The sequence below is a fragment of the Ignavibacteriales bacterium genome (genome assembly GCA_016700155.1).
Taxonomy (GTDB): Bacteria; Bacteroidota; Ignavibacteria; order Ignavibacteriales; family Ignavibacteriaceae.
Genome location: CP065001.1, coordinates 2,240,829 through 2,258,767, shown reverse-complemented (window position 1 = coordinate 2,258,767; position 17,939 = coordinate 2,240,829). Strand labels below are relative to the sequence as shown.

Sequence of the window (17,939 nt, the reverse complement as noted above, 5' to 3'; positions counted from 1 at the left end):
CTTAACCAGTCACAAAGCTAACCCTTTTATCCAAAATCAGTTTCTTACTGGTATTGTTCGGAATAACTTTGCATCGTAAATCCAAACTATAAAGGAGAAGATTCTATGAAAAAGTTATTTTTCTTTTTCGTTGTTTTTGTTCTGACAGTTATAGTCAGCTCAGAAATTCTTGCCAAAGAACCGGTACTTCCTTTGAGTAAAGCTGTTCAGGAATTGGCTGTGGACAATCTGCTTGCCGGGTTGGAATCCGATAATTTCGGATTAAAAACAAGTTCAGCATTCATGCTTGGTGAACTTGCATCTGAAAAAGCTGTTTTACCTCTGATGAAAATTCTTCATACAGATGCAAATGAGGATGCACGTATAGTAGCAGCGCTGGCTCTTTATAAAATCGGCGACGAACGCGGACTCTATGCCGTAAAACAAGCTGTTCGGTTTGACGACAGTCAAAGAGTAAGCAAACTTTGTTTTAAATTTTATAACGCGCATCTTCAAAAAGAATCCGCAGGATCGATAGTGGTAGCTTCAAAATAATTCCATTCAGTTGTCAGGTGAATTAAATGAATAACAGATTTTCAAATTGCCGGAGTTAAACAGAAATAGATTAGCGCTCCGGCAATTCCTCACAACTTTGGGCAGAAATTAAATTAGTCCATTTTACCTATCTCAAATGTTTAATATAGTTCTTTATATTTGTCAGCATAATGCAAACAATTAAATCTCATTTATTCCATACATTCGAACTTGCATATCCTGTTGTCATTGGGCAATTAGGATTTATTATGATGCAGGTTGTTGACAGTATGATGGTTGGCGGGCTTGGAGCCGTACCTCTCGCAGGTTCGTCAGTTGCAAACAGTCTTGCAATCCTGATTTTCATCATTGGGCTCGGAGTATCGATAGCAGTTACACCATTAGTCGCAATTTCTGTAGGTGCTAAACGGGAAGAGGAGTGCGGCACTTTATTTCGTCAGTCACTAATAATTAATATGATGCTTTCCTTAATACTATGCCTCATAGTTTTTATCAGTTCTGATTTTCTGAAATTCCTTAATCAACCTGTTAATGTAATCGATTATGCATCATCTTATGCGAAGATAATTGGCTTATCCTTTATACCGGCAATGTTATTTCAAACATATAAACAGTTCATCGAAGGCTTTTCAATGATGCGCCCTGCGATGGTTATTACAATCGCGGCGAATGTAAGTAATATCATTTCAAATTGGCTGCTCATCTATGGGAATTTAGGTTTCCCTAAATTGGGATTGGATGGTGCGGGATGGGCTACTTTTATATCACGGCTTTTTATGGCAGCGATGCTCATCATGTACGTTAGAAAATTATCAAAGTTTTCTAACTACGATCTTTCATTAAAATTCAAACCAGCTAACATTTCAGTTATAAAAAAGATATTATCATTAGGATTGCCAAGCGGATTCCAGTATTTCTTTGAAGTAGGTGCATTTTCATTTGCAGTTATTATGGTTGGATGGCTGGGCGCTAAAGAACTGGCTGCACATCAAATAGCCATCAACCTTGCATCAATTTCATTTATGGGAGCGCTCGGGATATCCGCAGCAGGGAGTATAAGAGTTGGTAATGAAGTCGGCAGAGAGGATATTCATGAAACAAGACGAGCAGGTTTTTCAGCAATTCTACTTTCTGCATCATTCATGTTTTTATGCGGATTAATTTTTATCATCCTCAAAGATGAACTCCCAAAACTTTATATAAATGATCCGGTGGTTATTTCACTTGCATCATCTATTCTATTAATCGCGGCGCTGTTCCAACTGTCAGATGGCGTTCAGGCGGTTGGAATTGGAATACTGCGCGGATTGACTGATGTAAAAGGTCCAACCGTAATTACATTTATAGCTTATTGGATCGTTGCTTTGCCTGTCGGATATCTGTTAGGTTTTACAATGGAGTTTGGTGTAATAGGAATCTGGGTTGGTTTATTGATCGGTCTTTCTGCATCAGCGTTAATGTTAACTTTAAGATTTCAAATTAAAAGTAAACATATAATCCAGGTGAATATTCAGGAGTAACATCAAAATATTAATTTTTTATTAAGAATGAATTTAATGTGCAAAACTGATAGAGAGATGATTTTAATCTTCGTGCAGAATTGAGTCAGGGATTTCTTCACGCAAAAAATTCTTTATATCAAAGACAGACTCAGAAACAAAATCCTGCCTGAAATTATTTCTGCTCATTACTGAATAAAGTTCTTCCTTCGATGTATATTCTTTTAAATAAAAAGCACGGACTTTATTCCTGTTTTTAACCAGCCAGTTAAGTGTGATTTTCATCTTTTCGAGATCTTCTTCCGAGGGCATAATGTTCTGCTGTATTGTCCCTTCAAAGTAATCATCGATGGCTGTGTCGAAGTTATGCCGGCTATCAAGCAGATACTTTTTTATAAAAATTTTGCCTGACAACAAAAGGAGATAATCTTTATTCCTGTTCTCGGTAATTTCAAATAATACGTTAGCGCTGTTAACAGGCTCTGCAAGCAGGGAGGATTTGTGAGTCTGCGCTAGGATCAGATCAATAAGTGATTTTATAACAGCCGCTTTATCATACTTCTGCGAGTCGGAATATTCTTTCATTCTGTTTAATAGCCTGTTCAAAGCAAACTGGTTTTTACCATAAAGGAACTCATAAACTTTTTCAAGTTCATCTTCATATATGTTTTTATTTTTATTGATGCATGGCGCTGTACATCTTTCTATTTCAGAAAGAAAACATGCTTTGCCTCGGTTAAATTCTTTTTCATCACACTCACGTAATGAAAAAGTTTTATCAAGCATTTCCATTACCTGTACAGCTTGTTTTCTGGTTGTGAATAATCCGAAGTAGTCATTGCCGTCAAAGTCAAAACTATTTATCAATTCAACTGAAGGGAAAGGATGAGATGTGTTGATCCTTATAAAATACTTGTTGCCGTATTTCTTCAACATTGTGTTGTGCTTCGGATTAACGATCTTTATTGCTTCTGCTTCTGTTAAAAGAGCGGTTAACTCGGAGTTGGTAATTTCAATTTTTAATCTTGTTGCCTGTTTAAGAATTTTTTTTGTTTTTCTCGGAGCGGTAGGTGAGAAGTAGGATTTTAATCTCGCTCTGAGTGATTTTGCTTTCCCGATATATATAATTTCGTTTTTATTATTCAGAAAGGAATAGATACCTGGCGCATCAGGCAGTGATACAATGTCATCACCTAATTCTTTTTTGATTTTTAATTTTGGCGCTGACGCCGAGATTACATATTGATAATTAATTAATTCAGGAACATTTAGTACTTCTTCGCTCTTCTTAAGCTCTTTAATCATCTTGATCAGTATCTTTGCTGTCACTTCAGCGTCATCAAGTGCGCGGTGAGCATTTTTATTTTTAACATTCAGATGACTGCAAACTGAACCGAGTGATTTACTTCTTAACATCGGGTACATTCGCCGGGCAATCTTTAATGTACATAGTTGCGGGTTTGATAGTGGTTCAACGCCAGCATTTTCAAATTCTCTTTTAAGAAATGAATAGTCGAAAGAAAAATTATGCGCTGTTAAAATTGAAGCACCGATAAATTCTTTTATCTCTTCAGCAACTTCATCAAACATCGGTGCGTTATAAACATCATCATCTGAAATACCTGTCATCTGTGTGATGAAGTAAGGAATGTTTTTAGCAGGATTAATTAGTGACTGATATTTTCCGGTGATCTTCTGATTCGAAACTTTTACAATTCCTATTTCAATTATGTTATTGTAACGTGCATTGAGCCCTGTTGTTTCAACGTCAACAACAGCAAACTCAGCTTCTTCAACAGGAAGATCAGTTATTTTTTTTCGATTCATATCTAAAATTATAATTCTTACAGTACAGTTTCAAAACCAATTTGATTATTAAACACTTACTTTTCATTTTACTGCTTAATTAGATATATTGCCCCCTGAAATTAGGGAGAATATGGCTTCAATCAATCTACTATTTGTCGGGGATATAATTGGAAAACCCGGATTAAATTTAGTCCAGACATGGCTTCCAGGACTCATTCAGAAATACAAAGCTGATTTTGTAATCGCAAACGGTGAAAACGCTTCCGATGGAAAGGGATGTACCAGCAAAGAAGGGCAAATACTCTTCGATCTTGGTGTACATGTTATCACCGGTGGTAATCACACCTGGGACAAACATCAATCACAGGATTATTTAAAAACTGAATCAAGAGTACTTCGACCGCTGAATTATCCCAAAGGTACCTATGGTAATGGTTATACAATCGTTGAATCAAAAAAAGGAAAAGTTGCTGTACTTAATTTACAGGGAAGAACTTTTATGGCAACGATTGATTGTCCTTTCCGTACAGCAGATTGGGTACTTCAAAAAATAAAACAGGAAACAAATGTAGTTGTACTTGATTTTCATGCAGAAGCAACAGCCGAGAAAATTGCAATGGCAAATTATCTTGATGGAAAAGTAAGTGCAGTAATAGGTACTCATACGCATGTTCAAACTGCTGATGAAAGAATTTTACAAAACGGTACTGGTTATATAACTGATGTAGGAATGTCCGGTCCTTATGAATCAGTGATTGGTATGAAAACTCAAGCTGCAATTAATCGATTCATTTATCAAACACCACAGAAGTATGAAACCGCCGAGAATGATGTTCACCTGTGCGGATTATTTTTGAAGATTGATTCAGACTCAGGAAAAACAATTGAGATAGAAAGAATTTTATTTCCTGAATTCAATAAAAAAATTGATTAGCAATCATGCAGAACTTTCCTCTTCCAAGGATTGACTTACATTCAGAACTGCACAAATTATTACTACCGTATTGCCGTCTTTTAAAAGGTGATACATGGATCGACACTTCAAAGAAACACAAAGTCGGATGTTTTAATGCTGAAGATACTCCGGCAATCAGATCATTTCTGAAATCAAAGAAAGCAACATTAGCAATACAGGATCCGCCATATAATTTTGTTGCGTTCCAGGAAAGGAATGTTGATGAATTCATTAAGTGGAGTAAGTTGTGGATTGAAAACACAGAAAAAATCCTTGATGAAAATTGTTCTTTATACATCTGGCTTGGCGCTGATCAGAATAATCATTTTCAGCCTCTCCCCGAATTTATGATGATGATGAGTAAATCATCCTTCAAATCAAAAAGTTTCATTACGATGAGGAACCAGCGCGGCTATGGAACACAAAAAAACTGGATGGCGATAAGACAGGAATTACTTTATTATACCAAAGGAAATCCGGTTTTCAATGTTAATGCAGAGTACACCGATATCCCAAAAGTTTTACGGGGTTATTATAAAACAATCAACGGAAAGAGTACTGAAAATTTTGAGAGAAGTAAGTCGGAAAATATTCGCGCTGGGAATGTTTGGGTTGATGTGCAACAGGTGTTTTACAGGATGGAAGAAAATGTAAACGGATGTTATGCGCAAAAACCTCTCAAGTCCATAGCAAGAATAATTGAAGCGAGCAGTAAAGAAAATGATATAGTTGTAGATTTATTTGCTCATTCCGGAACTACATTATTAGCATGTGAACAAACCGGAAGAAAATGTTATACGATTGATGCTGATCCGGTTTTTTGTGAGATTGTAATAAGAAGATTAGAGCATTTCAGAAAAACAGGAAAAACCGGCTGGCAGAATGGTAATCCATTTGAACTGGAAATAAGTAAAGACAATAAATTAAAGAAGTATTTAAATTCAATTGGCAAGTAGAATCAATGTATATCGGAAAATTTTGGCTAATGTTTCGTCCCTACGGGACTCTACTTAGAGCGATTTGCTTTGATAACAATATTTTATCCCTACGGGATAAGGATAAAAAAAATAATAATTCAATAAACAAAATATTTTTCTGTGGCTAACACATACACACAAATTCACATTCAATTGATATTTGCGGTGCAGTATCGCAGTGCATTGATAGGTAAATCCTGGAAAGAAGATTTATACAAATATATTGCGGGCATAGTTCAGGCACAGAAGCATAAACTGATTATTATAAACGGGGTTGCTGATCATATTCATTTACTCCTCGGTTTAAAACCACATCAGTCTTTATCTGATTTATTGCAGGATATAAAAGGCAGTTCATCTAAGTGGATTAATGAGAATAAACTTACGAATGCAAAATTTGCGTGGCAGCAAGGATATGGAGCTTTCTCCTACAGCTATTCACATTTATCTAAAGTTATTAACTATATTAAAAATCAGGAACAACATCATTTAAAACAATCTTTCACAGAAGAATACCTGGCTTTCTTGAAATCTTTTAAAGTTGAATATGATGAAAAGTATATGCTAAAAGAACCTACGTAAATACCAGAAATTTGTTGGATGCGAAATTAAAGTCCCGTAGGGACAAAATATTGTTAGCTAATTAATCATTAAAATAATAAAGTCCCGTAGGGACGATATGAAATATCTATCATGACAATCATAGACGGAAAAAAAACAGCGGCATCTATTAGAGAAGAGCTAAAGCAAAAAATTAGTGAGCTTAATAACTCCGGTAAAAATATTCCCGGACTTGTAGCGATACTTGTTGGCGATGATCCGGCATCAAGTATTTATGTTTCCAGCAAAGCAAAAGCCTGCGAAGAAATAGGGATGAGACATAAAACAGAAAAGTTAAGCAAATATATTTCTGAGGAAGAACTTCTTTCAATAATTGACAATTACAACAATGACAATGATTTTCATGGAATACTTGTTCAACTTCCGCTTCCAAAGCATATAAAAGAAGAAAATATCATTGAAGCAATTTCTCCTAAAAAGGATGTTGATGGATTTCACCCTATAAGTGTTGGTAATCTTGTAATAGGCAAGGATGCATTCGCTCCTTGTACACCTGCGGGAATTCAGGAATTATTGAAACGTTATAACGTAGAAACAAAAGGTAAACATGTGGTTGTTCTTGGTCGAAGTAATATTGTTGGCAAACCAATTGCAAATATGATGCTTCAGAAAAAAGATGGTGCAAACTCTGTTGTAACAATTTGTCATTCAGCGGCAAAAGATATTGCATCATTTACAAAACAAGCTGATATTTTAATAGCTGCAATCGGCAGTCCAGAATTTGTAAAAGCAGATATGGTAAAAGATAATGTTGTTGTAATCGATGTAGGTATTAATCGTGTTGATGATCCTAACTCTAAAAAAGGTTATAGAGTAGTCGGAGACGTTGACTATCAGAACGTATCGCAAAAAGCATTATTGATTACGCCTGTACCCGGTGGAGTTGGACCAATGACAATTGCAATGCTGTTAAGCAACACTTACAAAGCCTATTTAATGTATGGTGAATAAAATGGAAAATTTTTTAAAAGATACTGACGTTTCCCAGGAATTTCTTGAACGGACTTTAAGAGATTTTTATTGTAAGGAAGAGTCCTGCAAAGGCTGGGAAACGAATGTTATTACTCAACCCAAAGCTGTAAGAAATATTGTTGATATAGGTGCATCCAGAATCAGCGCCGGACCTGGAATTGGTCACAAAGTAACCGATTCGGAAGTAGCATCGAAGATCGATCACACTTTATTAAAACCGGAAGCAACAGAGGCAGAAATAAAATCACTTTGTGAAGAAGCAAAAAAATTCAACTTTGCATCAGTGTGTGTGAATCCTTGTTATGTTGCTTTATGTCATTCATTGTTAAAAGGATCTTCGGTTAAAGTTTGTACTGTAATTGGATTTCCTCTCGGTTCGACTACAACTGAAACAAAAAAGTTTGAAGCAGAACAGGCATTGAAGAACGGTGCCCAGGAACTTGATATGGTAATAAATGTCGGGCAGTTAAAACATGGTAACTATGAATATGTTTATAATGATGTTCATACAGTTGTAACTGCAGCCAAATCGGGGAATGCGATTTGTAAAGTAATTTTAGAAACTGCTTTATTGAATGATGAAGAAAAAATAAAAGCATGTGTAATCTGTAAAAAAGCAGGTGCCGATTTTGTAAAAACATCAACAGGATTCAGTAAAGGCGGCGCAACCGTTGGCGACATTGCTTTAATGAAATATGTTGTTGGAGTAAATATCGGCGTAAAAGCATCAGGTGGAATACGATCACGTGAAGATGCTGAAGCAATGATTGCAAGCGGTGCCGACAGAATTGGTGCAAGCGCAAGTGTGAAGATTGTACTTGGTGAAAAAAGTGATGCAACATACTGAGACCAGATGATACTTGATTTGATAATTACAAAAACAAATGATGGTTACACTGCGGAAATACCATCACTACACGGCTGCGAAAGCTGGGCTCATAAAGAAGATGAAGTGATTGATAAGATTCTTGAACTTGCTGTTTTCTACCTTAAACTGAAATCTGTATCGGAATTAAAGATCGATAAAGCCAGAACTAATAAGAACAAATCAGTTTACAAAATAGTTTTCGACAAGAACATACTGTGAAGTCATTCAAAACAGAAAAACGGACTAACAAAATTGTAACCGTTGTTAAAGCCCGCCAGCAAACCCTAAAAGTAGTTTTGGAAAATATTCACGATCCCCATAACGTTAGCGCCATATTCAGGACTTGTGACGCTGTTGGTGTTGAAAAAGTTTCACTTATATATAACAATGAACCGTTTCCAAGAATAGGGAAGAAGTCCTCAGCTTCTGCTTTTAAGTGGGTTGAAAAAGAAAAGTTTACAACTGTTGATGAATGTTATTCGAATCTCCGCAAAGAAGGGTTCAAAATATTTGCTTCTGCAATTGCTCCTTCTGCAAAAAATTTATATGAACTTGATCTTACAGATAAAGTAGCAATTGTTCTAGGAAACGAGCATAGAGGAGTATCTGAAGAATCTGCATCAAAAGCTGATGAACTATTTTTAATACCTATGATGGGTATGGTTCAAAGTCTTAATGTATCGGTAGCAACTGCAGTTATACTTTATGAGGCGTTACGTCAGCGTTCTGAAAAGAATATGTATGATGAGTCTAGCCTTGCTGAAGAAATCCTGAAAATTAAAATCGAAGAATGGTTGAATAAATAATTTTATGATTCAGCAATTCAATCAAATAAAGCCATTTAGTCGCGAACTTGAACTACCCGGCGATAAATCAATCTCACATCGTGCTGCAATATTTTCTGCGATGGCAAAGGGAAAATCTGTTATAAAAAATATTTCAAATGGTGAAGATGTTAATTCAACAATTGAATGTTTAAATAAAATCGGGACAGAATTCTCAGTAAAAGGTAATGAAGTCATAGTCGATGGATGTGGATATAAGGGATTCAAAAAACCTTTTGTGACCTTATACGCTGGTAATTCAGGAACGACTGCAAGGCTTTTAGTAGGTTTATTGTCTGTTCAAAATTTTTATTCAGAAATAACCGGTGATGAATCGCTATTAAAGAGACCGATGGATCGGGTCATCCATCCACTAAAAGAAATGAATGCGAAATTATCTTTAAGCGGAAATGCACTGCCAATAAAAATATCCCCAGCAGACAATATAAATTCTATTGATTATAAAATGCCTGTTGCCAGTGCACAGGTTAAAACCTCTGTTATATTATCTGGACTCCATTCAGACGATGAAAGTAAAATTATTGAACCGGTAGAAACTCGTGACCACACTGAAAGAATGCTTGGTTTAACCTGTAAAAATTCTAACATCGGAAAAGAAATATTCTTCAGCAGGAAAGATTATCCGGTTCATAAAGAATTTTATTGTCCATCTGATTTTTCAACTGCTTCATTCTTTATAGTGTTGACGTTGTTAAATGAAAATTCAGAATTACGAATTAAGAATGTGACATTAAATCCTACTCGTACTGGCTTATTGAATATTCTGTTATTAATGGGTGCAGATATCAAATTTGAAAATGAAAATATTTTTTCCGGTGAACCTTTTGGCGACATAATTGTTAAAAGCAGTGAATTAAAAAATGTTGAGGTCCCTGAAAATATTATTCCCAATATTATTGATGAAGTACCAATTCTCTCAGTTGCAGCAGTGTTTGCAAAAGGTGATTTCAATATCCGCGGTGCCGGTGAATTAAGGTTGAAAGAATCCGATAGAATAAAATCAATTGTTCACAATTTAAGTTTATTAGGATTGGACATTGAAGAATATGAAGACGGGTTTTCAGTTTCCGGCACTATAAAAAAAACGAATGGAATCTTTAATAGTTTTGGCGATCACAGAATCGCAATGGCGTTTTCAATATTGTCACTCTTATTGAATAGTGAACCAAATGTTAATAACTTTGAATGTGTAAATATTTCAAACCCTGATTTCATTGCTCAACTTTCTCAATTACAAAGGTGAGGTATGGCAGAAGTAATTCTAAAAAATGTTTCCAAAGTCTATGAAGGCGGAAACAAGGCTGTCAGTGATGTAAACATAGAAATTAAAGATAAAGAGTTTGTTGTTCTTGTTGGACCTTCCGGCTGCGGTAAGTCAACCACATTGCGAATGGTAGCCGGACTTGAAGAAATATCTTCAGGCGATTTATACATTGATGGCAAGCGGGTAAATGATGTATCGCCAAAAGACAGAGACATCGCAATGGTATTTCAGAACTATGCGCTTTATCCGCATATGTCCGTTTACGAAAATATGGCATTTGGATTAAAGCTTAGAAAGTTTGATAAGGATGAAATAAAAAACCGTGTGAACGACGCTGCCAAGATCCTTGGACTCGAACAATATCTTGAGCGTAAACCAAAAGCTCTCTCTGGTGGGCAGCGACAGCGTGTCGCTGTTGGAAGAGCGATTGTAAGAAAGCCGAAAGTTTTTTTGTTTGATGAACCGCTGAGCAATCTTGACGCAAAGCTGAGAGTACAGATGCGTACAGAGATTTCGAAACTGCATCAAAGGCTTGGCGCGACTATGATATACGTCACTCACGATCAAACAGAAGCAATGACAATGGGTGATAAAATCGTAATCATGAAAGACGGTGTAATCCATCAGATTGATTCGCCATTAAATCTTTACAACAAGCCCGCAAATAAATTTGTCGCCGGATTTATAGGAAGTCCTTCAATGAATTTTCTTGAAGGAAAGATTTCACAAAATGGTTCGCTTAATTTTGAAAGCAGCAAAAGCGGAATGAAGATTGCGCTGAATAATTCTTATGGAGCAAAATTAAAAAATCATCTCAACAAAAAAATATGGATGGGTATAAGACCGGAAGATATTTATGATGCTGGATTGACAAATACTATGAATGATAAATCTCAGATAAATGTTAACCTTGAAGTGGTTGAGCCAATGGGAAATGAAATATTTCTTTACTTCCAAGTTGATGAAACACAATTTGTCGTAAGAGTACCTGCACGAGAAATGCTTCAGTCAGGTAATAAAAAAGAATTGGTTATTGATACTTCCAAACTCCACTTTTTTGATTTTGAAACTGAAGCGGCTTTAGTCTAAAGATTAATGAGCTGATGTTCAAACTTGTTGATTGCAAGTTCATCAAAAACGAGCTTTAAAAAATTATCTCCATAACGGTTTGCGAAATGAATAAAATTAATTTCTCTCTCCTGTAAGTTCCCGCCGGGAAAAACATTCACAGAAATTTTATCAATTTGTCTTAAAGTAACTTCAAACTTTTTCTTCTGTGCTTCCAGTGATTTCGCTTTCAGCTCTTCTATATAATTAATTACTTTCTGTTTGTAACGGGTACTTGAGTCACTAATCGTTTTATCCAATTCAAATAATTTTTCTTTTAACTGATCAAATGCGAGTTCGAACTGCTGAAAAGTTGAATTAAATATCTCATCTATGGTTGAATCGGAAAGTGTTCCAACCACCTGGTTTTTTAGTTTATCAGGATCGTTGAATACATCTTTGACTGTGAGACTAAACTTTTCCAGGATTGAATTAATATTTTTTTCAAGTAAGGTAGCAGAAGAGCGAGGATAAATAATCGGCGCTTCAATTGAATAAAAATCATACAACGGCATTACCTGAGCAAAGTAGGCGATTTCACTTGGTCCACCAACGTAGAATGCTGTCGGTAAAACATAATCCTGGCAAATAGGTCTGAGCAATACATTCGGACTAAATGCTTCCGGTTCAGTTTCAATTGTGTTTATCAGTTCTTCGTAAGTGAATCTTTTCCGTTTTCTTTTTAAGCGAAACTCGTTTTCAACAGGTTCAATCAGATAACGTCCTTCCTCATTGGCGTAAAACAGATTAACAGGACGAACTTTGACCTGAGCATGATATGTTTCTTCGAGGTGGGCAGAAACATTAACTAACTTTTCAGTATGTGTGCGGAAATCTGTAATCTCTTTTTTAAAGATCGGGATTAGTCTTTCTTTTATTTTTTTATGCTGAGGATCAAAAATCACCAAACCATACTCATCAAAAAGTGAGTAGAGTAATTTTGTAAATGCTGATTTAAAAGTCTCCTTTTCTGTATATGATGATTTTAATTTTTCCATCAATGCTTCAGTGAATTCCGTTTTTCTTGTCTTAGTTGTCAGTTCATCAAAAACAGAATTTAATTTTTCATTGAATTTTAATCTTCCAACACTTCCCTTATTGTCTTCATCTTCCATTTGTTCTTCATAAGTATACTTGGCAAGCTCATTGTTGTCTGAGATAAGATTGAAGTAGCGTACTTCGTTAAAATCATGGTCATCACCTTCAAGCCAGAATATAGGAACAAACTGGTATTCATCATATCGCTCTGAGAGATACTGACTTAGTTTTATGGTCGTGATTATTTTATATAAGGTGTAAAGCGGTCCGCCAAATAACCCAAGCTGCTGACCTGTCACAACGGCAAGAGTTTTTTTGGACTTGAGCAGGGAAATATTTTTTTCTGTTTTGTGTGAAGGTTTGAAAGCGCTGTATTGTTCCTGAATAATGTTTACCAACTCAGGACGAAATTCATCAAATTTTTCTGATACTTTTCTAAATACACTCAGGTATGCTTCTTTATTTCTGAAATCATTTTTATAAAAATGTTTTACGTTGTCAAATTCATAAAGGTAATCTAAAAATAAGTTATGATGCCCTGGAATATCGCTGAAATTTATAAACATTAATTCTCCGAGAATTTGGAATTGACGTGAGAAAAGTAATAAAAAGTGAAATGCTTATCAAACGGGACATAAACCCCTGACGAGAACGATTCTGTTGTATTGTAACGATGAGACAGTGACATTGACCAATAGTTTTATGAGTAAAAATATTTAGTTATTTTGAACTCAAAATTAATGCATTCAATTGGAAATTAATCTTTTCAAATTTCTTACAGTAAGAAGAACAATTAACATCGTGAAAATTGTTTCTTCATTTTTTATCTCAAGAATATTGCGCAAACCGGTTATTTGGGGAATGCCGATTTCATATTCAATTGAACCGACGAATCATTGTAATCTTAAATGTCCTGAATGCCCGTCCGGATTAGGCGCGTTAACCCGTCCGCTCGGATTGCTGAAAACAGATGACTTTAAAAAACTGATTGATGAGATTAAGGGAACCGGATTTTATGTTCAGCTTTTTTTTCAAGGTGAACCTTACATCAACAAAAACCTGCCTCAAATGATAGAGTATGCACAAAAGAATAAAGTGTATATCTCAATCAGTACAAACGGACATTTTATTAATGAAAAAAATGTTGACTCAGTTTTAAAGAATGCGCCGGACAAATTAATATTTTCTATGGACGGTCTTGATGAAAAAAGTTATCAGAACTATAGAGTCGGCGGAACGTTCAAACAAGCTGATGATGGATTGAAAGCTTTGATAAATAGAAGAAATGAACTTGGGATGAAAAAACCATTTGTTGAATTTCAATTCATTGTGATGAAACAAAATGAACATCAGCTTGATGAAGTGTTGAGATATGGTAAGGATCGAGGAGTTGATAAAGTTGTATTTAAAACAATGCAGATAAGTTCACTCGAGAATGCAAAATATTTCCTTCCTGAAAATCCTAAGTACAGAAGATACATTGTCGATGATAAAGGTTTTAGAATCAATGCCGGACTAAAAAATCATTGTTTTGCTTTGTGGCGAACAAGTGTTATTACATGGGATGGTAAAGTTGTTCCGTGCTGTTTTGACAAAGATGCCGAATTTCAGTTAGGGAAACTGAATGGAAAGAATTTTAAAGAAATCTGGAAATCTGATGAGTATCAAAAATTCAGACAGGGAGTTTTATCTGACAGAAAAGGTTTATCAATGTGCACAAATTGCACTGAAGGTTTAAAAGTAAATATACTGGAGCTAGAGCAGTAGTGAAATCCGGAGTAATAAAAAATATTTTTACTGCTGACGGTTTCTGGGCAAAGAATAAAAACTTCATTTTGATATTAGTTAAGTTGATAATCACTTCAGGGCTATTGGTTTATATAATCAACTACATCGAGCCGGATAAAATTGTTGAAGCATTTAAACAAGCTGAAATATCTTTCATAGCAATTGCGATGATGCTTCTGGTTTTAAATGTATTTCTTCAATATGCAAAATGGAAAGAATGCTGTAATACAATTCTTGAAATAAAAAGCCGCAGACAAATATTTCTTTCATTATTTTACGGCTACTCTGCAGGCGCTTTTACACCTGCAAGGATCGGTGAGTACTTCGGCAGATCGATGGCTATAAAGGAAAGAAACCTTCTTCAGGTTACCGTTGCTACTGTTGTAGATAAATTATTCCCATTACTTAACGTAACATTCTTTGGCGCAATCGGAAGTATAGTTTTTATTTACTATTACTATCACGTGACACTTTATGTGGTGCTTTCACTTTTCATTTTACTCTTTACATTATTTTATCTGCTGGTGATGTTATTGATAAGTCCTGATTTCTGGGACAATTATTTATTCAACAAAATAAAATCATCTGAAAAAGTTGGGAGTTTTTTACGAAAGTTTATAGTCATAAAACATCTTGAAAGAAAATTTGTTGTTAAGATGTTCCTTTATTCATTCATGTTCTACCTATGTTATATTATTCAATTCGCACTACTTGTTGCAGCATTTTCGCATAACAATAATTACGTAGGATATTTATGGTCCGGCAGTTTGATGGTATTTGCTAAGACAGTAATTCCGCCAGTATCAATTGGTGAGCTTGGAATACGTGAAGGTGCGTCAGTGTTCTTTTTAACATTCATCGGCGAACCGGACTATGCGGCATTTAACGCATCAATATTTTTATTCCTGATGAATGTTCTTGTTCCTTCAATAACCGGGTTGATATTTTTCTTCTTACGAAATGATGATTGATACTTTTCCCGTACTGATTTTTAGTTTTTTACTTTTACATTACCTGTATTTTTTGGCGGGAGTACTTCGCGGATTAAAGAAATTAAAACCCGCAACAGAAACTAAAATTCCTGATGATTTTATTTCAATAATAATTCCTTTTCGTAATGAAGCAGAAAATATTGTAGCAAACTTAAAAAGTATTGAAACACAGAATTATCCTTTAGAAAAATTTGAAGTTATATACGTTGATGATTTTTCAACTGATGAATCTGCCAAAATTCTTTTAGAAGCTATCAAACAATCGAACATTAAAGTCATTTCAGTGCCTGAGGATTTTTCAAAACACGCACACAAAAAAAGAGCAATACGGTTTGGTATCCAGAATTCCAAAGGTGAAATAATTGTAACAACTGATGCTGATTGTTTTCATAATCCTGATTGGCTAAAGTCACTTGTTTCATCTTTTGATGCTCAAACTGGTTTTATAAGCGGACCGGTTGAGTTTTATGATTCAGAAACTCTTTTCGGGAAAATGCAGAAACTGGAATTTGCTGGACTTGTACTCGTCGGTGCAGGTTTGATAGGTATTAAACGACCGACCATTTGTAATGCGGCAAATCTTGCATACAGAAAAAAAGCTTATGATGAAGTGAATGGTTTTGCAGATCAAATGAATTTATCCTCCGGTGATGATGAATTATTGATGCAGAAGATCAGCAAAGAAACAAAGTATGAAGTAAAATTTTGTCTGAATAAAAATGCAATCGTTAAGACAGATCCGAACTCATCACTGAGAAAATTTTATAACCAAAGAAAACGCTGGAGTAGTAAAGGGTTGTTCTATGCTGATAAATTTCTTGTGCTGAAACTAATTGGTTTTTATTTATACTTCATTGGGATGATTGTTCAGTTTGTGCTTGGACTTTTTAATCCTGTTTACTTTATAAGTTTTTCAATATCAATATTTTTGAAACTTATTCTTGAGTTCCTGATCCTTAAAAAAGGAGCAGTTATTTTATTTAACAAAAAAATACTTCAACCATTTATTGCTGCTGAGATATTTCACATCCCTTATATAGTTATTGCCGGAATAGCAGGTGCTTTTGGGAATTTTACCTGGAAAGACAGAAAAGTTAAACGCTGAGTTCGCTGTCCATCATACTAAACACAATCTGCATACCTGTTTATAAAATTAAACATAAACCATAATTATCATTTGAATATTCTCATTTAGCAGAGTTTTTTACTGGCATAATGATTGGCTTATTCTTATCAAAACCAAATGAGGTGATAAGATGAAAAAGACATTATTAACAATCGCATTTATAATCCTGACAATAACAGCAGCAGAAGCAAACACACCTGTTCACCGTGCAGGATTCGGAATATTCTATTCCTCACTAACTCCTTATGGAACGTGGATGGAACTTGATTACGGTGTTGTTGTGTGGCGCCCGACAGTAATGAGGCGTGACTGGGCTCCTTACAGAACCGGTCAATGGATATGGACTTCCGATGGATGGTACTGGGATTCATACGAAGACTTCGGATACATAACATATCATTACGGAAGATGGTACTATGATGATTACTACGGCTGGTTATGGGTTCCTGATTATGATTGGGCTCCTGCCTGGGTCGAATGGAGATATGATGACATTTATGTTGGATGGGCTCCGCTTTCTCCTTACGCAGTATTCAGCATTGGTGTCGGAATACACTTTACATACGACTATTATACTCCTTACAATCACTGGCACTTTGTAAAATACAGATATATGTGTGATCCTTATGTTTACAATCATTTTGTTGGACATAAGTACAAATACAGAATCCATGCAAATACTAAATACCGTCATGATTACAGGTACTTTGATGGAAGAGTACAGAACCGCGGAATGGACATAGATGACGTTCGAAGAAGATCCGGACGTGATATAAGAGAACGCGAACTGAATCGTGTATCAGATGTCAGGGAAGTACGGAATAGAAAAGATAAAAATGAAATAAGAACATTTGTGGCTTCACGGGATGAACTTTCAAGAGGTGATTTTGATACAAGAGAAATCAAACGCTCTGACAGAAAAAGTACTCTGAGAACAAACGATGTTGAACTCGGCGACAGAAGAAAAGATGTCCGTAAGGATGAAACAAAGACCCGTGAGACACAGAGAGTTGTTACTGATGATCGAAATAATAACAAAAGAGATATAAAGGTTCAGGAAAAACGTCCTGAAATAATCGAGAGAAATAAATCGAATGACAGAGAAATCATAAAACGTGATGATACCAGGAAAGTTGAAACTCGTGACAGAACAAATGTTAAGACTGAAAGAAAAGAAACAAATACAAAAAGAGAACTTCCTGTAACTGAACGGAAGACGGAAATCAAAAGAGAATCAAATCAGAATCGTAATGATAATGTTAGAACACAAACGAACCGCAATACAGAAGTAAAAAGAGAAACTAATACAAATCGTTCTAACAATACCTCAAACGAACAGAGACGTACTGAAATAAAGGAACAGCAGAAACGTACTGAAACACAGGTTCGACGTGAAAATACTCAAACAGGAAGGAACAATAGTTCCGGTAACAACAGGACAAATGAAGAAAGAAAACGCAGATAAATAATTCCCTCTCAAACCTCATCTCCTTAAAGACAGCGGTATCAGTCTTCAACTGATACCGCTTTTGTTTTTAAATCAA

The 17,939-nt window shown here is 35.3% G+C and carries 17 protein-coding genes; 15 read left to right on the top strand and 2 right to left on the bottom strand.

The window, feature by feature from the left end; genetic code table 11:
* The first annotated feature begins 105 nt into the window (after positions 1-105).
* Positions 106-534, top strand: coding sequence for a HEAT repeat domain-containing protein (locus IPM56_09530; protein QQS38154.1), 429 nt, complete (start codon positions 106-108; stop codon positions 532-534).
* 170 nt (positions 535-704) lie between these two features.
* Entirely contained in the window at positions 705-2,054 is a 1,350-nt protein-coding gene (locus tag IPM56_09525) for an MATE family efflux transporter (protein ID QQS38153.1), read from the top strand.
* A gap of 63 nt (positions 2,055-2,117) precedes the next feature.
* Here the strand turns inward: IPM56_09525 and IPM56_09520 are convergent, their stop codons facing one another.
* Complete coding sequence (locus tag IPM56_09520; protein ID QQS38152.1) at positions 2,118-3,860, bottom strand: 3'-5' exoribonuclease; 1,743 nt, start codon at positions 3,858-3,860, stop codon at positions 2,118-2,120.
* A gap of 112 nt (positions 3,861-3,972) precedes the next feature.
* Here IPM56_09520 and IPM56_09515 point away from each other — a divergent pair, with 112 nt between their 5' ends.
* The 9 genes from IPM56_09515 (at position 3,973) to ugpC (ending at position 11,433) form a co-directional block, all read left to right on the top strand.
* The gene (locus IPM56_09515) at positions 3,973-4,776 is read left to right on the top strand and encodes a TIGR00282 family metallophosphoesterase (protein QQS38151.1); all 804 of its coding nucleotides are present in this window, start codon (positions 3,973-3,975) and stop codon (positions 4,774-4,776) included.
* Positions 4,777-4,781: 5 nt separating this feature from the next.
* A complete protein-coding gene (locus tag IPM56_09510; protein ID QQS38150.1) occupies positions 4,782-5,753 on the top strand; it encodes a site-specific DNA-methyltransferase in 972 nt (323 codons plus the stop codon).
* A 141-nt stretch (positions 5,754-5,894) separates the two neighbouring features.
* Complete coding sequence (gene tnpA / locus IPM56_09505) at positions 5,895-6,356, top strand: IS200/IS605 family transposase (GenBank protein ID QQS38149.1); 462 nt, start codon at positions 5,895-5,897, stop codon at positions 6,354-6,356.
* A 111-nt stretch (positions 6,357-6,467) separates the two neighbouring features.
* On the top strand, positions 6,468-7,346 hold the full coding sequence (gene folD / locus IPM56_09500; GenBank protein ID QQS38148.1) for a bifunctional methylenetetrahydrofolate dehydrogenase/methenyltetrahydrofolate cyclohydrolase FolD: 879 nt from the start codon (positions 6,468-6,470) through the stop codon (positions 7,344-7,346).
* A gap of 1 nt (position 7,347) precedes the next feature.
* Entirely contained in the window at positions 7,348-8,214 is an 867-nt protein-coding gene (deoC, locus tag IPM56_09495) for a deoxyribose-phosphate aldolase (GenBank protein QQS38147.1), read from the top strand.
* Positions 8,215-8,220: 6 nt separating this feature from the next.
* A complete protein-coding gene (locus IPM56_09490) occupies positions 8,221-8,454 on the top strand; it encodes a hypothetical protein (protein QQS38146.1) in 234 nt (77 codons plus the stop codon).
* Entirely contained in the window at positions 8,451-9,041 is a 591-nt protein-coding gene (locus IPM56_09485; GenBank protein ID QQS38145.1) for an RNA methyltransferase, read from the top strand. The genes IPM56_09490 and IPM56_09485 overlap by 4 nt, the downstream gene beginning before the upstream one ends.
* 4 nt (positions 9,042-9,045) lie before the next feature.
* Complete coding sequence (aroA, locus tag IPM56_09480) at positions 9,046-10,323, top strand: 3-phosphoshikimate 1-carboxyvinyltransferase (protein ID QQS38144.1); 1,278 nt, start codon at positions 9,046-9,048, stop codon at positions 10,321-10,323.
* Between the two features lie 3 nt (positions 10,324-10,326).
* Positions 10,327-11,433 carry a sn-glycerol-3-phosphate ABC transporter ATP-binding protein UgpC gene (gene ugpC / locus IPM56_09475; GenBank protein QQS38143.1) on the top strand — a complete coding sequence of 369 codons (1,107 nt, stop codon included), beginning with the start codon at positions 10,327-10,329 and terminating at the stop codon, positions 11,431-11,433.
* Here the strand turns inward: ugpC and bshC are convergent.
* Complete coding sequence (gene bshC, locus IPM56_09470) at positions 11,430-13,055, bottom strand: bacillithiol biosynthesis cysteine-adding enzyme BshC (GenBank protein ID QQS38142.1); 1,626 nt, start codon at positions 13,053-13,055, stop codon at positions 11,430-11,432. The genes ugpC and bshC overlap by 4 nt on opposite strands.
* A gap of 286 nt (positions 13,056-13,341) precedes the next feature.
* Between bshC and IPM56_09465 the strand changes: the two genes are divergently transcribed.
* The 4 genes from IPM56_09465 (at position 13,342) to IPM56_09450 (ending at position 17,860) form a co-directional block, all read left to right on the top strand.
* Positions 13,342-14,256: an SPASM domain-containing protein gene (locus tag IPM56_09465; GenBank protein ID QQS38271.1), complete on the top strand. Its 915-nt coding sequence runs from the start codon at positions 13,342-13,344 to the stop codon at positions 14,254-14,256.
* Positions 14,256-15,248, top strand: a complete 993-nt coding sequence (locus IPM56_09460; GenBank protein ID QQS38141.1) for a flippase-like domain-containing protein — start codon at positions 14,256-14,258, stop codon at positions 15,246-15,248. The genes IPM56_09465 and IPM56_09460 overlap by 1 nt, the downstream gene beginning before the upstream one ends.
* Positions 15,249-15,300: 52 nt before the next feature.
* Positions 15,301-16,374: a glycosyltransferase gene (locus IPM56_09455; GenBank protein ID QQS38140.1), complete on the top strand. Its 1,074-nt coding sequence runs from the start codon at positions 15,301-15,303 to the stop codon at positions 16,372-16,374.
* Positions 16,375-16,525: 151 nt separating this feature from the next.
* Entirely contained in the window at positions 16,526-17,860 is a 1,335-nt protein-coding gene (locus IPM56_09450) for a hypothetical protein (protein ID QQS38139.1), read from the top strand.
* Positions 17,861-17,939 lie beyond the last annotated feature (79 nt).

Coding starts and splice junctions, on each gene's coding strand:
- IPM56_09530 (QQS38154.1), top strand. CDS start 106: ATGAAAAAGTTATTTTTCTTTTTCGTTGTTTTTGTTCTGACAGTTATA.
- IPM56_09525 (QQS38153.1), top strand. CDS start 705: ATGCAAACAATTAAATCTCATTTATTCCATACATTCGAACTTGCATAT.
- IPM56_09520 (QQS38152.1), bottom strand. CDS start 3,860: ATGAATCGAAAAAAAATAACTGATCTTCCTGTTGAAGAAGCTGAGTTT.
- IPM56_09515 (QQS38151.1), top strand. CDS start 3,973: ATGGCTTCAATCAATCTACTATTTGTCGGGGATATAATTGGAAAACCC.
- IPM56_09510 (QQS38150.1), top strand. CDS start 4,782: ATGCAGAACTTTCCTCTTCCAAGGATTGACTTACATTCAGAACTGCAC.
- folD (QQS38148.1), top strand. CDS start 6,468: ATGACAATCATAGACGGAAAAAAAACAGCGGCATCTATTAGAGAAGAG.
- deoC (QQS38147.1), top strand. CDS start 7,348: ATGGAAAATTTTTTAAAAGATACTGACGTTTCCCAGGAATTTCTTGAA.
- IPM56_09490 (QQS38146.1), top strand. CDS start 8,221: ATGATACTTGATTTGATAATTACAAAAACAAATGATGGTTACACTGCG.
- aroA (QQS38144.1), top strand. CDS start 9,046: ATGATTCAGCAATTCAATCAAATAAAGCCATTTAGTCGCGAACTTGAA.
- ugpC (QQS38143.1), top strand. CDS start 10,327: ATGGCAGAAGTAATTCTAAAAAATGTTTCCAAAGTCTATGAAGGCGGA.
- bshC (QQS38142.1), bottom strand. CDS start 13,055: ATGTTTATAAATTTCAGCGATATTCCAGGGCATCATAACTTATTTTTA.
- IPM56_09450 (QQS38139.1), top strand. CDS start 16,526: ATGAAAAAGACATTATTAACAATCGCATTTATAATCCTGACAATAACA.